This is a genomic window from Heliomarina baculiformis, from assembly GCF_019966545.1.
GTDB classification, from domain to species: domain Bacteria; phylum Pseudomonadota; class Alphaproteobacteria; order Rhodobacterales; family Rhodobacteraceae; genus Heliomarina; species Heliomarina baculiformis.
The window spans coordinates 132852-149673 of the sequence record NZ_JAIMIC010000003.1; the positions used below are offsets into that span (position 1 = coordinate 132852).

Here is a 16822-nt window from a genome sequence, read left to right on the forward strand (position 1 = left end):
AAGCTTGAGCCTCCCTCAAAACGAGTTGATTCGGCAATTCACGCCTGATGATGGCTGAGTCCCGCAGATTGCCGCGAGGGCACCTAACGAATTCTCAGCAGAAGCTTGCGAATTTGGATTCAATTTGAGTCAAATTTCCGCCGATTACGAAGGGTCAGTTTTTAAAGTTTAGGCAATCAAGCGGATTGTTGCTCGTAAGACAGCATCTAATTCCGCTGTGATTTTTTACATGTCGAAAAATTGCCGATCCAGGCTTGAGCGAAAATCCGTTGACGTGAATTTTTCAATTCGAAAAATTTCAAATCGATGTGTGTAATTGTATGTAAATTAATGGAAAATTTGGCAAGATTATTTTTGTTTGATCGGCGTTGAGTCGCCACTTTCAAATAGAAAATTAATAGACCATTAATTGCCAGAATTGCAGCTACTTTTGATCCGAAATTTGCCCATTTTTTGCCCTGTTTCACTAATAGGCACAAAGATGGTTAACGGTAGCATTAGTAACTTATTCATCAGTCGAACCCAGTTTCAGCGCGAGTCGAGGCAAATGACCTACGGCCAATTGGGTACGTCATCGGGACAGAGAAAGAGAGATAGATGAACACGGATGAGACTATGGATTCCGGCGGTGCTATGGACGCGAGCATGACATCGCATATGGGTCATGGCGAGAGCATGACGCTATTCCTATTCGATCCGGCAGAGGCCACACATGTAGCGGTTTCGTCGGGCAGCTGGACAGATCCGTCGACATGGAAAAACGGCAGGGTCCCCGGAGACGATGCCAAGGTTTATGTCCCGGAAGGGATCGAGGTAAAATACAATTCCACCTCCAATGCGCGGCTCGAGATGGTGCGTGTTGACGGTGCTCTAGATTTCGCGACGTCGATTGATACGCATATGCGCGTCGAGACCCTGCTGACGGGTGTGAATTCCCGCCTGACAATTGGCACCAACGAAAACCCGGTCGATGCCAATGTCACGACCAAGATCGTATTCGCGGACGGGCCGATCGATCTTAACATCGACCCGGGACAATTGAGCCACGGGCTTATTGCCGAAGGGCACGTGGAAATCGTCGGCGCTGAAAAGGCACCTTATTCTGCAATGATTGGCGAAGCGCAGGCAGGCGCCAAATCCATCGTGGTTGCGGATGGCAACGGCTGGGCTGTTGGCGACGATGTCGTGGTGATGGGCACGACGCTGGGCAAGTTCCAGGACGAAGAGCGCAAGGTCGTCGCGGTCGAGCAGACCTCGGCCGGTCTCAAGCTGACCTTCGACAAGGCGCTGACTTACGATCACACCACGCCGGACGGGCACGATCTTTCTGTCTACGTCGGCAACTCGAGCCGCAATGTCGTGCTGACCTCGGAAAACCCCGAAGGCGTGCGCGGCCACGTCATGATGATGCACACCCCGGATGTCGAGGTCCGTTACGCGGAATTTGATGAACTTGGCCGTACGGACAAGTCTCTTCCCCTGGACGAAAACGGTAACGTCGCCTCGCGCTATTCGCTGCACCTGCATGAGACAGGAACCGAAGCCGGTGCCGACATGGCCGTACTCTATGGTAACTCTGTCCATGGCTCGCCGGGCTGGGGCATCGTTCAGCACTCGAGCGCCGCAGCGGTCGATTTCAATTTTGTTTACGACATCCAGGGCGCGGGTATCGTGTCTGAGGACGGGAACGAGACCGGTCAGTGGATCGGTAACTTTGTCACCGGTGTCTATGGCGACGGGAACAAGTTCTCGATCCAGCGGGACGAGCTGAAAGCCGATTTCGGCCACGCCGGGGTCGCCTATGAAAACCAGGCCCGCCAGATCACGCAGCAGGACAATATCGCGGCGAACTCGAACTTTGGCTGGACCTTCCGGGGCGCGGAGACAAGTGTCGACAACCCTGACCGCGATGCGCTTGCCTATGACCCGGCGCCGCTCAAGGGGGTTCTTAATAACGAAGAACCCGCGATCATTGATTTCAACGACAACACGGCAATTGCCGTCGGCACGGTCATCGATACCGGACACCGGCAGGAAATCTCGATCACGACGGATTTACGGAGCAACATCGACGGTCTCACGGCTTGGGAAGTTGACCGTGTTTTCGACATCTTCAGCTATACCGGTGAATACGTCATCAAGGATGGCCTGTTCATCGGCGCGGCGGCAGGCGCGGGCCGTGCGATCCGAATGCCGACCAAGCACGAATCCACTTCGATCATCGACACCCATTTCGAGAACTTCCGTGTCGCGATCTCGGATGTCGGTCTGAACAACGAAGGCGTCTATGTTGGCAATACGTTCACCAATGTCGGCGACAAGGTAGAGTCGACCTTTTATGGCGAAGAACGCCTGTGGTCGCACAGCGATATCAATCCGGTCAGCCGGGTGAAGCTTGAAATCGACTCAAGCTCGGACCTGACGATGGGCCCCCGTGATCACGAAGTGACCATTACTGGGACGATCACGGACAGCGCGGGTCAGTTGCGTCTCGGGTCGAATAAGTGGGGTGACAAGGACGCGCATGAACGCGAGGGCATCACCACCGACGACAACATGATGGGGCACCCGACACCGGAGGATCTGCTGGCCATTCACGGTGCGCTGCAGGTTGACGGCGGCTGGGTGATGCCGATTGCGATCTGGATCACCGACCGGGTAACCGGCGAGCATTTTGCTTTCCGGATCGACATCGACCTAGTCGGGTACACGAACGAGTTCCTGTCGCAGTACGAAATCTCCGAATTCGTGATGCCCGACGGCGATCTGAACATCATTGATTCATCGCTCAGTTCCGGTAGCGGCGGCATGGGCGGTGGTCACCATGGCGGTGGAACCGACCCGGATATGGGCGGTGAAGACTCAGACATGGGCGGCGAAGATCCCGATACCGGCGGAGAAGACCCCGACACGGGGGGCGAGATTCCTGACACCGGCGGTGAAGTTCCTGACACCGGCGGCGAAGACCCCGACACCGGCGGTGAGGACCCCGGAGAGGGCGGCACCGACCCCGAAGAGGGCAATGGCGGGTCTGAACCTGTCGATCCTCCGGTAACGCCTCCGAGCGGCTCGGAATACGGCTCTTCGCTGTTCTTCGACAGCAAGGGCGTGGATGTGGGCCCGGTCAAACTCGACGGCGACTTCACCATCGAATCCTGGGTCAAGCTGGCCGAAGGCAAGAACATCAACGCAGCGGATGCAATCGTAGGTGGGCCGAACTTCGACATCAGCTTCCATAACGGCACCCTGTCGGTGATGTCCGGTTCGATTGAAATCGCCTCGGCCAGTGTTCCGACGGTCGATGGTGTTTGGGCCCATTACGCCGTGGTGCGCGAAGCGGGCGATGTCAAAATCTACGTGGACGGCAAGTTGTCCGGCCAGTCGAGCGGCCCGTGGAACGATTCAATCTCTATCGACACGCTTGGTGACGGCCTTACCATGTCCCGTGGCTTGATGGGCGCGCTGGACGAGGTGCGGATGTGGGATGAGGCGCGCAGCCCGGCCGAAATCACCAGCAACATGTATCACAGCATGGACGCGAGCGAGCTTGATGGCCTGTCAACGGCGTTCAGTTTTGATGATGGTCAGAGCATGGGTAACGACACCACGTCGGTCAGCGACAGTATCGTGTTCGTCGGAGAGCCCGTCGAAGAAACTGGCCCATTCCTTGAAGTCGGTTCGGTCACAACGGCGCAAACGACGGCAGACGGCTGGATGCATGTCTCGTTCAGTTCGCAGATCGAAAACGCGAGCGTGGTCATGGGGCCTGTCTCATTCGGGTTTGAAAAGCCGGCCTTCGCAGCGGTTCGCAACGTGACCTCGGAGGGCTTTGAATTTCAGATCGAGGAATGGGCTTATCAGGATGGTACTCACGGTGAGGAAACCATCGCGTGGATGGCGATGAGCGAAGGTACCTACACGCTTGGCGATGGGCGTCAGATCACCGCAGGCACCATGGATACGGATCTTCAGGGGCAAACGAGCCTCAACCTCGGCGGCATGGGCAATGATGTGTCGGTGTTCTCGCAGGTACTGACACAGAATTCCGGCACGCCCATCGTGGCCCGGATGGACGACAAGGGCAACGGGACTTACGATATTGCCCTGCAGTCCGAGGAAGCCGTGTCGACCAACTGGTCGCCTGAACAGCTTTCGTACATCGCAATCCAGGAAGGCGGGGATGCCGCGTCTGGTCTGATCGCCGGTTCGACGAGCGGTATCGGTAGCAAGGTCACCTCCGTCTACGGTGACACCGAGCTTGATGCCGAGGCGTTCTTTGCCACCATGGCGTCGACCAATGGCAACGACACCTCGACGATGCGCCTGAACAGCCTGGGCAATGGCGTTGCTGACATCTTTGTTCAGGAAGAACAGTCGAAGGATTCAGAAGTCCGCCATGTCGGCGAGGATGTCGACTGGATGTTCGCAGACACCGGGACTTTCGATCTTTTCTAAGGCGTGTAGCGACTCGCTCCCTTCCCGTTCTTAGGAAGGGGATGGCAAAACGAAAGACCGCGACGGGTTGCCCTGTCGCGGTCTTTCGATTTGATGAAATGCTAAAAAGTTCATCGCGCGCCGCGTCTTCGCCTGTGGCGGCCCGGGTATTTCGAAGCGTAGATCGCGCCGATCCAGATCAGGATGTTGGCGAGCAGCAGCGGTTTCATCATTTCGCTTTCGACCATTGCGCGAATGGTCTCGACCACAACCACGGTCAGGAAAAAGATAAAGGGCATTCCACCGTGCCTGAAGACCAGCGTAATGATCCGGACGATCGACCAGAGTGCCACGGGGAGGGCGATCGCCAACCCGATCAGCCCTTGGTGCACCGCGATTTCATAGAAGGAATTGTGAAACGAAAAAATCTGGTTCGGGTTCTTGTGAAATTCAGCAAAAATCTCGCGCACCAGATCGTTGTCGGAATAGCGCCAGAAGCCCCGTTCGCCAACGCCGATGTAGGGGCGCTGCCGAATGACGTCCTCGGCATAGCTCCACAGCTGCGTTCGACCTGTCAGGGTGCTGCTCTTTCCGAGGCTCTCCAGCAATAGGGCGAAGGGCGAGCCGGGCAAACTGCTCAGGATCACCGGTGCCGCAGCACCCAGCACCCCGGCAAGTAGAAAGACAAAGGCAATACGATCCGGGGGCGTGCGCGTGCCTTGGCCGGCCACAAAATTCGCGCCAATCGTGACGCAGAAGATTCCAAGCGCGAGGACAAGAGCGGTTGCCGAATGACTTGCAAGGATAAGCAAGAAAGCCAATCCCAATAGAGCGGCCGCGAAGATCCTTAATCCCCGTCGGATGTGCCTGTCGAGCATCGTGCAGACCGATGCGCTGACCAGCAAAAGCATTTTCGCGCCCAGCATGTTTTTATGCGCGAATATCCCTGTCATTGCGCCATCATGATAGGACGTGATGAAGAGGCTGAGGATGGCGCATAGGCCTGACGCGGCCAGAACGGCGAGCACGATCTGGCGCGGCGTGAACCTCGCCGCGAGGAGGACGGCCAGCGTGACCGTCAAGAGCAGCAAGATCGCGCTGCGTAGCGCCTCGGCCGGGACTTCCACGAATGGAACGGTGACGATCTGCCAGAGAGGAAACAAGAGCAGGGGCCAGCACTTGGCCATCAAGGGAAAGGTGACCTGCCGATCAAGCAGAAAGGACAGAAAGAAGTACCCGGCGAGCGGATAGAGCAGAAGTTCATCACGCGGAAATGTGGTGAAGGTCACCAGAAACCAAAGCACGATCAGCAGGTTCTGAATGGCGTTTGCGCGTCTGAGCGTTTGTGGGGGGCGACTGATAGGGTGGCTTAGTGTTGCTGCGCTCGCGTAGGCCATGATCAACCTTTTCCGCGCGCAGTTTTCAGATGATTTGCGAGCCTCAGGGCAAAGGCGACTATCGACAACGTCGGAGGCACGGCAGCAGAACTGCGGAATATGCTCGAGCTTGCGATATAGAGGTCCTGCAGGCCATGAACACGGCAGTTGGGATCAACGACACTGTCCGAGGCGCATCTGCCCATGCGTGTTGTCCCGATCTGGTGGTAGCCATCCATGGCGCTGCGGCGGATTTCCTGAGCTATTTTGCTTTGCTCGATAGTGTACGCGATTTTTGCGATATTTGCAGCCTTGAGATCATGTGCCAGTTGGCGATGGCCTTCGAGTACGGATTCGATGTCGGCATCGGAAAAATCGAAATCGATGTGGATCGCGGGAAGTCTGTCGGGCCGAACGGACTCCGAAAGCGATATCCTGTTGCTCCGGATCAGCGCATGTTCGGAGTGATAGCAGAGCCGGTAGGTGTTGGTACGGTTCGGTACTAGGTAGTCCATACGCGGGCGGCTGGTTGAGCGGCGTGCTTTCAGCATCTTGTTCGTTACGCCAATCGCCGAAGGGCCGTCGAGCAGGATGTTCATCACATGGCTTGGCACCGGGGTCGCCTTGCGCTTGTTCAGGATGCGCGGGGCATCTGGATCGTCGGTCTTATTTCTGTAAGTGCGCAGTTTCGAAACGATATGCTTGGCAGAGAGAATTGCCGATCCGTGCGATGCGTCCCCCAGCGGCTTGTTCTTTGCCCAAAAAATCATGCCCGCCCCACAATTCCTCGCCCGGGAATAATGAAAAACCCTGCGGCGGAAAGATCCGTCCGGTCGGACGCTCCAGCCGAACTCACCAATGTCGCATGTCCGAGGAAATTCGATGGACGCGATGCTGCCTGTCAGATGGCCGGAATAATATGCGCCAAGTTCACTTAGATGACCAAAATGCTCCGGGGCTCGTGCTTGCGCTGCCAGCATTAACCTCGTGGTGGAAATGCCGCCCGCTGCCAGAACGATGGTTTGCGCCTGAATCGTAATCGGTTTGTCTTCTCCAACCACGCGCGCTTTTACCCCGACACATCGCGGCTTACCGGATTGGTCGTCGTTCCATATTTCAAGCCCGGTCACCTCGATAGACAGGGCGATATCCGGGCCGGTTTCGTCCTCGAGCTCGTCCTGATAGGCCTGCGATACCGATGTGAACGCAGTCATTTTCTCGACGGCATCAAGGTCTGCAGGGACATCTTTGAAATAGGATTCTACTGTTGCATGGTCTTTCGGCCCTTTGAGGAAACATGCCGCTTCTTCAAGGAAATCCGTGTATTCCTCGTAGTCTAGCGGCCATTCGTAATCCTTGAAATCCGCCGAGGCGATCGGCATGATGCGGCCGCCCCATTTCCAAGACGTTCCACCGAGTGCATTGGCCGAAACTTCCTTAAGGGGCGCATGTGTCTGGCCGAAAGGGCCCGTCGCGTCAAAGCTGCAACTGGCGGGGTTCTCCGTGCCAGCTTCCAATACAAGCACTGAAATGCCGCTCTTGTTCAGCGAGAATGCGACTGCCAGCCCTGCGGGACCGGCTCCGACGACGCAAACTTCATAGTGCTTTTGCGAAGCTGTATCGCAGCTTACGAAGGGCATCAAAAATTCACCTTCTACAATAGTCTAAAAAGCTCGCGTCAATGCGTTGAAACTAAATATTCAGATACCGGTCGGACAAATTCTTAGAATGGAATTATGCGGTTGGCGTAGAAAAATGACTTAATCGATTTGGTAGGTGGAGTCGTCTTTAATAGGAGTGCAATACCAGCGCGGACCAAGGGACACGTTCGATACGGCTGTCGTTGAGTATGGCAAGCCAATCCCGGTTTGCAAAGCCATTCCAACAGGTTTCGTCATTTGCCCATAGCCGGACTGGCGAAAAGCTTTTTTGGAAGTCACTATCCGCTATCAAACCTTTGAGAGGGCCCTCTGCCGCGTTCGGTTCGATCCAGTCCGTTTTCTGGCAGATCCCACTGGTAAAGTTCGCGATCAGGTCCGGCGTCTCATCCCAGAAGACGCCCTTGTCGAAACTCGCGTGGTTCCTGTAGCCAACTTTGACGGGGTTTGCATGGGCCATCCTTGTCCAGTTCAGGCCCATCAGGTCGAGAAGCCAACCTTTGTAGCTTAGGGCGATGCCGCCTGCGGCAACGACGCCCAGACGCGGAAGAGGCGTTACCGTGTTCAGGTAATCTCCGAATTCTTCGCCGCGATATGTCAGAATGTATTCTATCTGAACTTCGAAGCGGGCCTGATAGAAGGGGAGCCAGCTGCATCCAAGCAGCATAAGAAACGAGGCGGAGAGAGCGGCAAAGGTTGCTAAGGAACTGGCCAGGTAGGGACGGATCAGATCGAAACCCAGTAGAACCAGCAGAGCCGGTCCGATTGCAAAGAGCGGAAGCAAGGGTTGGTAGAAACGCCATTGTGCGAAGTGGTCCCCGCCAAGAACAGCATAAATCGACAGCATTCCAAAGACCGTTGCGGCAACAACCAAAAGGCCAGCGGTGTTGGTTCTTCTTTTCCGGATGAGATTGGCAATGGCAAGCACGGCAAGGCCGGCCCAGCAGAGCACGAAAAAATCCGCGAAGGGTTGCTGGTTGAGAAACCGAACCAGGTACTTGAGACCATCGACGATATCCTGAACCCGGTCCGAGGACACTTTGGCGTAATAGGTGTTCGGAAACGGATACCCAAAGTAGCTGAGCCGGAACAGAACAAGCGCCGCGAGCGAAGCCAGCGCCGCGCAAGTTGCGATCAGAGGCGGTAGGGAGCGCCCCGGCGCAATGATCAACGTGAGGGCAAGCAAGCCTACCGCAATCGCAACACCCTCTGGACGGATCAGTGGAAGCACCATGGCCCCGAATAAAAGCCCGCCGTCGAGCCATCGGGCAGGGGGCGTCGCGTCGAGATGCCGTACGATCCGCCATACAAGAAAGGAGATGGCGGCGGACCAGATCGCTATTTCCATCATAGATACGACCGACCACATGAAATAGCCCGGCATGGATATGTAGATGGCGATAAGTAGTCCCGTTAAGCCTTTGCGGGAAATGGAAAAATGTCGCGCAATGCTCGCGGCGGTCCAGAGCGAGAAAGTGACTCCGAAAACCGTTACGACGTAGTTTATCGCGATAATCGTGAATTCGACCTTGAAGGGCAGGAGATAGGCGAGACTCACGATCAGGGTCCAAAGAAACGAGGTCGCTCCTTCGACTCTTTCACCGCCTATATTATAAACGAACCCATAACCGTTCGCGATGTTTTCGGAATAGGATCGCGTTATTGCAGCATCATCGATTCCGACAAGGGGCGGCTGCCCGGAAAGAAACCAAGCAATGACTGACATAACTGCGGTCAGAATTATTGATACGGGAAAAATAGTTAAACGGAATCGGGACATAAAATGGATGGTCCTTGAATGATCACGGCTTTAAATATGGGAAGCGTACTGTCGGTGACCTGCAAGGCGCAAGCCTTCTGAGTGAATTAAAGGTGTCATTCAAAATCGACTTTTCATTTTGGAAACACCCCCGCTTTCAAGGACTTGCGCACGTATAGGTTGATCAAGGTTTCGTTGACTCGGTTGCTGGTGTTGTATAGCCTGACATCACGTAAATTGGCTGTATTGTTAGCCGTGGTGGGACTACGCTCATCTTTGCTCCGTTTTAAGGGGGCGCTTGGGTGAGCCGATTTGAAGAAAATTTCGATATTGGCGTTGAGCGGCTTTCGGGCTCATGTTCAGCGTATAATTTCTTGCGACATTTTTGGTGGCGGATGTTAAATGAATTATGTTTTGGAAACCGATAATGTCGGTGTAAATATTGAAGATATCGCGCTTAGCGGCGACTTCACAATCGAATTCAACGTGTACTTCGAGCCGGGATCGGAGATTGCCAAGAACGACGGTATCGTTTCTTCGAACATCGATGGTGGCAATGACATCAACTTTTTTGGCGGTATTCCACGGCTTTATGACGCCAATTGGGGGGATGTTGTTGTTGGTACAAGCGCGCTGAACACCGGCGAGTGGAACCACATTGCCTTTGTTCGCGAAGGCGGCGTTGTCCGTCTTTATGTCAACGGAGTGAATGACGCGAATTCGACTACCACGAATTATACGGACGTCTTCAATATCTCGACTTTGGCCACCAGCGTGGCCGGAGCACTTGAAGGTCGGCTGGACGAGGTCAGGATATGGTCGTTGGCCCGGCCCGGAGCCGAAGTTCTGGCCAATGCTGACGGGGCGCTGAACCTCTCTGGCGGGGTGCCGGTCGGGCTTGAACGATATTATCGCTTTGACGATGATATTGGGCATATTGTCGACGCGACCGGCAACGCCGAAACGGGTCATGATCTGCATCCGCCGACCGGCACATCGATCATTCAGGACGATACCGTCTTTGACACGCCCGTCGGCGATGTCGGTGGCTTCATTGACACTAAGGTCGTGACCGGGCTGGTGCTGCCCACTGACCTTGCCTTCCTGCCGGATGGCCGCGCCCTCGTCATACAGAAGAGCGGCGAAGTGCTGTTGATCGAGGATCCGAGTGTCGCGAATAGTACCAAGACCCTTTACATGGACCTAAGCGCGCAGGTCGAAAATTCGCGCGAGGCAGGTCTGCTGAACGTCGTGGTCGATCCGAACTTTGACGACAACGGCTATTTCTACCTGCTTTACACAAACCTCGATGAACAGCGGACAACGGTTTCGCGGTTCCAGCATCAGGAAAACGCGGGCGGATCGACAAGCACGGGCGATATCTCCTCGGAAACCGTGCTTTGGCGGGAATTCGATACCTATTCTGAAAAGGACCATCAGGGCGGCGGCCTTGCCGTGGCCTATGAACCCATCGATGCGAATGATCCCAGCCCCTACAAGCTTTACATCACTGTTGGCGAGGAATTCGAGGGCGAGAATGCGGCCGATCTGACCCATGATGACGGCAAGGTTCACCGGATCAACCTGACGGACGGGTCGATCCCGACCGACAACCCTTATTACGATCCGGTTGTCGCGGCGACCTACACGCCTTGGATCAATACACAGACCGCCATCTCGACCAGCGCGGCAAACACGGCGATCGACCCCGAGGGCGTTCTGACAACCGTGTACAGCTATGGTCTGCGCAACCCGTTCCGGGCGGAATACGATCAGGACAGCGGCACGCTCTGGATCGGCGAGGTTGGCGGGAACGGCCGTTATGCCAGCGAGGATGTGCATATCGCTTATCCCGGCGCAAATATGGGATGGCCGAGCGAGGAAGGTTATCTGTCCGATCCCGATGATCCGGGCAACCCGGTTCACAGCTACATTCACGCCTCGGCACCGGGGCAGGATCAGTTGCCCAGCTACGGTGACTCTGGCTCCTCCATCTCGGGCGGTGTCGTCTATCGCGGCTCGGACTTTCCCGAAGAATTCCAAGGCGCTTATTTTTATGGTGACTGGGTACGGAACTGGATCCGTTATCTCGAGGTTGATTATTCCTCTGGCGAACCGGTTGTCGTGTCGGACAATCACTTCAAGAACGCGACCGGTCAGGTCCTGACGTTTGCCGAAGCCCCGGACGGGACGCTGTATTACATCACCACGTTCCAGACCGGTAATATCTTTAACTTTGAAGGTGCTGTGAACCGGCTGGAGTACAGTTCTACCAATACCGCGCCGGGAGGAACGGGGATCATTCTGGATCCGGGCGAGGAAGCCAGTCTGACCGCCCCGCATACAGTTACCTTCGAAACTGATGCTTTCGATCCGGACGGCGATGCGATCACCTATGAATGGTCGTTTGGTGATGGACCGGATATTGACGGGGACGGGATCGGAGACGGGGCGACCTCAACCGATATGAACCCCACCTATACCTACACCTCCGAAGGCCAGTACACGGTCGAACTCATCGTAACGGATGCCAATGGCGCGCAGACGGTCTACAATCCCAAGGTCATCACGGTTGGCGAAGCGCCGGTTGTGACCATCAACGCGCCCACCCAGGGACAGACGTTCCGGGCTGGCGAAACCATCACCTTCACCGGGTCGGCCTTTGATGCCAACGATGGCGTGCTGACCGGTGAGGATGTTTTCTGGTCGGTGAACTTAGCTCATAACGAGCATTTCCACCCCGAAGTTTCTGCTGTCGAAAATACGCCGGGCGGCTTCAGCTTCGTGGTCCCGACCGACGGGCACGACTATTATGAAAACGTCGGCTATCAGGTTTCCCTGACCGCCATTGACAGCAGCGGTCTGCGTACCACGAAATCCGTGACAATTTTCCCGGAAGAATCGAACACGACCTACGACATGCCCGAAGTCTCTGGCTTCAACTTCTATATCGACGGTATCGGGTATTCGGGCGATCAGGTTCGCGACAACATCATTGGATTTGAACATACGGTTTCGGTTCAGGCGTCCTATATAGATGCGGGTTTTCTTTGGGAATTCTCCCATTGGGAGGATGACCCGTCGCTGACCAGCACATCGCGTCAATTCATCGTACCCGAGACGGATAGCGTTCTGCGGCCCGTTTACGCACAAACGGATGTGGTCGGGCCGGTAAATGCCGAAGACGATACGTTCGCGCGGGATCTCGCATCGCTAAACGGTAACCAGATCCAGACCATCGGCAATGTACTGCTGAATGACGACAACCCGACCGGTGATCCGTTCAGCGTTGTTGGTCTGAACGGATACAAGATTACCGGCGCTCCAAAAACCGACGACACGATCGATTCAAGCAACAAGTTCGGGTGGATCTGGGGCGATCAGGGCGGACAGTTCCGCGTCAATGCTGATGGTACGGTCGAATTCCGTGACCGTGATCTGCAATTTGCTGGTCTGACCGCCGGTCAGAGCATCACGACAAGCATCAGCTATCTGATCGCCGATGGCGATGACATGGATGAGGCTTCTCTTTCTCTGACAATCACCGGGGCAGGGACGGGGAACACCGCGCCGACCGGCGCGGGCATCCTGCTCGATCCGGGCGAGGACAGTTCGGTCAGCGCGCCTCATACGGTGACCTTCGAGTCGGACGTGACCGATGCCGAGGGCCATACGCTCAGCTATTTCTGGGACTTCGGCGACGGGACGACCTCGACGCTCGCGGCACCCGAGCACACCTATGGCTCGATTGGCTTCTACAACGTGTCGCTTACCGTGACCGATGAGCTGGGCGCCGAGACGGTGTTTAACGAGCTCTCCATCGACGTGGGCAATGCGCCGCCGGTGGCGGTCGCCGATAGCTTTGCTCTGCCCGTCGGCTTTGATCCGATGGCGAACCAGTTGAACATCCTCGACAACGATTACGATCCGGACGGATCGTTGAACATGCAGGTCGTTGAGATCGTCAGCGGTCCGAGTTTCGGCACGGTCGAGATTTTGGATACCGCGCAGGAACTGGCGGACCGTGGCCTGCCCGCCGGGCAATATGGTCAGGCCGAATACACCGCTTTCGATCCGAATTTCGAGGGAACAGACAGCTTTACCTATCGCGTTCAGGACAATGAAGGCACGTGGTCGAACATCGTGACCGCTGAGATCGTTGTTCAGAATGCGCCTGTACTGACGCTGGACGCGGTTGATGACGGCTATTCGGTTTTGGTGGCGGATATTGCCAGCGGCAGCTGGGTTCAGATATCGGGCAATGTATTTGACAACGATACGAGCGACGGTGCCCTGAACCTCTTGCAACTGGACGGCTTCAAGCCTTTCGACGTGCCGGATAGCACCACGAGTTTCGACTCTCAGGGGCGGCTCAAGATACGTGCCGACAATGGTGGTTTCTTTCGCATCGGATCGGATGGCAGTATCGAATTCAAGGATCGAGATTTCGACTTTACGGGCCTTGGTTCCAGCGAGAGCGCAACAACGACCATAGGTTATACCATCGGAGATGGAACCGATACGGATGCGGCCTTTATCTCATTGACGATCAATGGATCGGGCAATGTGAACACCGCACCTTCCGGCGCGGGCATCCTGCTCGATCCGGGCGAGGATAGTTCGGCCAGCGCGCCTCATACGGTGACCTTCGAGTCGGACGTGACCGATGCCGAGGGCCATACGCTCAGCTATTTCTGGGACTTCGGCGACGGGACGACCTCGACGCTCGCGGCCCCAGAGCATACCTATGGCTCGATTGGTTTCTACAACGTGTCGCTCACCGTGACCGATGAGCTGGGCGCCGAGACGGTGTTCAACGAAGTCTCCATCGACGTGGGCAACGCCCCTCCGGTGGCGGTGGCCGACAGCTTTACGCTGCCAGTCGGCTTCGATCCGGTGGCGAACCATCTGCATATTCTCGACAACGACTATGATCCGGACGGATCGTTGAACATGCAGCTCGTCGAGATTGTCAGCGGGCCGAGTTTCGGTACGGTCGAGATTATGGATACGGCGCAGGAACTGGCGGACCGTGGCCTGCCTGCCGGTCATTATGGCCACGCCGAGTACGCGACGTTCGATCCGAATTTCGAGGGAACAGACAGCTTTACCTATCGCGTTCAGGACAATGAAGGCACGTGGTCGAACATCGTGACCGCAGAAATCAACGTGCAAAGTGCGCCGTCAAACCCGGGCGGTGCGCTGGCTTCGGTCAACAGCGGATCTGGACTGGATATTCAGGATATTTCGGTTGCAGGCGACTTTACGGTCGAGTTCTGGATCGCCCTCAATCCGGGCACCAACACCAACAAGTATGACTCCGCCTTTGCCGGCGGGGTGTATGATGACACACCGGGTGATGATCCCTCGACGGACGGTGTATTTGGCAACGACTTCAACTTCCATGCCGGTCTCGCGCGTCTGTATTCGACCGAGATCGTCAGTGGCGGTGATGCCATCGTGGCCAACACGGCGCTCACCTCGAATGGAGTCGCAAATCACGTGGCGCTTGTTCGGGAGGGCAACGATTTCAGCATCTACATGAACGGAGTTCTCGACAGCACTTCCACACTTGCACTGGACGGAGATCTTCTGATCGAGCGGTTAGCGACAAACGTGCGCGCGACAAAGGCCCTCTCCGGCACGCTGGACGAATTCCGGGTTTGGGATGATGCGCGAAGTGCCTCTGAAATCGCAAACTATATGAACCAAGAGGTCGCCTCGAATGCCGAAGATCTGCTTCGTTATTACCAGTTCGATGACGATACGTTCGTTATCGATTCGACCGGCAATGCGGAAACAGCGGGTGATTTGTCCTACGCTTCGGTCGCTGGAGTCGACTGGATCGAGTTCTCGGATTGGTTTGGGGCGTGACAAAGCCGCATGACATGCCTTCTGGTCTCGTGAACGATAGCGCGCGAGACCGTATGATACCGTCTTCCCTCAGGTTGAGCGAAGAGACTGCAGCCTATGTGATTGCCGGGTTTGGCACCTTGGTTGCGGCGGTCAATATCTGGCGCAATCACTTGTTCCTTCACGATGACGCCTTCATCTCGCTGCGGTATGCGAAGCACTTCGTCGAGCATGGCGATTTGTCGTGGAACCTTGGCGACCGCGTCGAAGGGTATACGAATTTCCTCTACGTAATCATGACCTCTTTCATGATGGAAATGGGCATCACACCCATACTGGCAATCCAGCTGATTAACATCCTGTCCGCAATAGCGCTGGTCGCCGCAGTGGTGTACGCGGCGCGTCGCATAATGCCCGAAGCACCGCATTTGCAGGCCTTGGCCTATGCGGCCGTCGTCTGCAATGTCTCCCTGTCCGTCTGGGTTTTCGGCGGGCTCGAGGCACCTGTCGTTGCAGCATTCCTGGCTTGGGGCATGGCCTTGTCGGTTTGCTATTTTCAGCGTCAGAACCGACCGCAGACAAATGGGCTTGCAGCTTTCAGCGGGGTTTTCTTTGCAGCCGCGGCCCTTGTGCGGCCGGACGCAGTGATCGTCATCGCGGCTTTTTCGCTGGCGCTTTTCTTCTTCGGGGCCGGGCGGGCGTCGAAACGTTTTGCCCGGATGATCGTTGCGGGCGGCATTCCCCTGCTGGCCGTGCTTGTCCACATGATCTGGCGTCTGGACTATTATGGGGACTTTCTGCCAAACACTTTCCACGCCAAGGTCGGGCTTGAGCTGGGCCACCGGCTTCAGAAGGTGAGCGAGTATCTAGTTGTTACTGGTGCGTTGTATCTGCCTGTGCTCAGCCTCGCAGGTCTGGCGTTCTTTGTCGCCGCGTTTCACCGGCAAACCTCAAGGCTTGCCTCTGGGCTTGTTTTCACAATTCTCGGGTTCCTGCTTTACGTCACATGGTCGGGCGGGGATCACATGGCGGCGTCGCGGGTCATCCTGCCGATTGTCGGGTTCGCGGCAATCTTGCTGGTCGTTTCGATCCGGGCATTGCCCGAGAGACTGCGGACCTATGCCATTCTCGGCAGCCTGTGCCTGTTCGCCCTGTCAGCAATTAACGCGAGATCCTTCAAAATGGACTGGGCCGCGTTCAATGGCACCATCGTCGGTAAGTACATCGCGACCGCGTGGCCTGCCGGATCATTGGTTGGATTGAACACCGCCGGTTCGACGCCTTTTTACGCCGACAATCACGTCTACATCGATATGCTTGGCCTCAACGACCGGACGATCGCCAAGCGCGAGGATGTGCCCGTGCTGGCAAGACGCCAACGGATGCCAGGCCACGCCAAGGGGGACGGCGCATACGTGCTGTCTCGCAAGCCCGATTACATTATCTTCGGTGGATCCGAAGGGATCGATATTGCCGATGCGGAAAAATGGTTCCTGACCGGGGTCGAGCTTCGCGGCGATCCCGAGTTTCAGACCTGCTACGAGAAAGCGACCCAGCAACTGCCGGTCCCCGAGGATATGCGCAGATCAGGTCGTCCAGGAGATCCTATCGTTTTTACCTATTACCGCCGCACTTGCCCAACCTGATAACGGCCGCGCGTTTATTCGAAGTCACATGTAACATCAGGCTTTTCGACATATGCCGATCACGGGTCGCAGCCAGCTTGAAGGAAGAGACCGGTC

Annotated in this window: 6 protein-coding genes and 1 pseudogene; 3 read left to right on the forward strand and 4 right to left on the reverse strand. The window is 56.1% G+C overall.

Annotation, left to right across the window (positions count from 1 at the left end):
- Window positions 1–597 precede the first annotated feature (597 nt).
- Entirely contained in the window at window positions 598–4455 is a 3858-nt protein-coding gene (locus MF268_RS07770; protein WP_238370334.1) for a LamG-like jellyroll fold domain-containing protein, read from the forward strand.
- Between the two features lie 110 nt (window positions 4456–4565).
- Here MF268_RS07770 and MF268_RS07775 read toward each other — a convergent pair whose 3' ends face one another.
- The 4 genes and pseudogenes from MF268_RS07775 to MF268_RS07785 form a co-directional block, all read right to left on the reverse strand.
- The gene (locus tag MF268_RS07775) at window positions 4566–5831 is read right to left on the reverse strand and encodes an O-antigen ligase family protein (protein WP_238370335.1); all 1266 of its coding nucleotides are present in this window, start codon (window positions 5829–5831) and stop codon (window positions 4566–4568) included.
- Window positions 5832–5833: 2 nt separating this feature from the next.
- Window positions 5834–7192, reverse strand: a complete 1359-nt coding sequence (locus MF268_RS07780) for a GMC family oxidoreductase (protein WP_238370336.1) — start codon at window positions 7190–7192, stop codon at window positions 5834–5836.
- Between the two features lie 63 nt (window positions 7193–7255).
- A pseudogene (locus MF268_RS25455) lies at window positions 7256–7450 on the reverse strand (FAD-dependent oxidoreductase); the annotation flags it as partial.
- Between the two features lie 148 nt (window positions 7451–7598).
- A complete protein-coding gene (locus tag MF268_RS07785; protein ID WP_238370337.1) occupies window positions 7599–9026 on the reverse strand; it encodes a hypothetical protein in 1428 nt (475 codons plus the stop codon).
- 603 nt (window positions 9027–9629) lie between these two features.
- Between MF268_RS07785 and MF268_RS07790 the strand changes: the two genes are divergently transcribed.
- Window positions 9630–15101 carry a PKD domain-containing protein gene (locus MF268_RS07790; protein WP_238370338.1) on the forward strand — a complete coding sequence of 1824 codons (5472 nt, stop codon included), beginning with the start codon at window positions 9630–9632 and terminating at the stop codon, window positions 15099–15101.
- A 14-nt stretch (window positions 15102–15115) separates the two neighbouring features.
- Window positions 15116–16726: a hypothetical protein gene (locus MF268_RS07795; RefSeq protein WP_238370339.1), complete on the forward strand. Its 1611-nt coding sequence runs from the start codon at window positions 15116–15118 to the stop codon at window positions 16724–16726.
- The last annotated feature ends 96 nt before the right edge of the window (window positions 16727–16822 follow it).

Coding starts and splice junctions, on each gene's coding strand:
- MF268_RS07775 (WP_238370335.1), bottom strand. CDS start 5,831: ATGGCCTACGCGAGCGCAGCAACACTAAGCCACCCTATCAGTCGCCCC.
- MF268_RS07790 (WP_238370338.1), top strand. CDS start 9,630: ATGAATTATGTTTTGGAAACCGATAATGTCGGTGTAAATATTGAAGAT.
- MF268_RS07780 (WP_238370336.1), bottom strand. CDS start 7,192: ATGCCGATCGCCTCGGCGGATTTCAAGGATTACGAATGGCCGCTAGAC.
- MF268_RS07795 (WP_238370339.1), top strand. CDS start 15,116: ATGCCTTCTGGTCTCGTGAACGATAGCGCGCGAGACCGTATGATACCG.
- MF268_RS07770 (WP_238370334.1), top strand. CDS start 598: ATGAACACGGATGAGACTATGGATTCCGGCGGTGCTATGGACGCGAGC.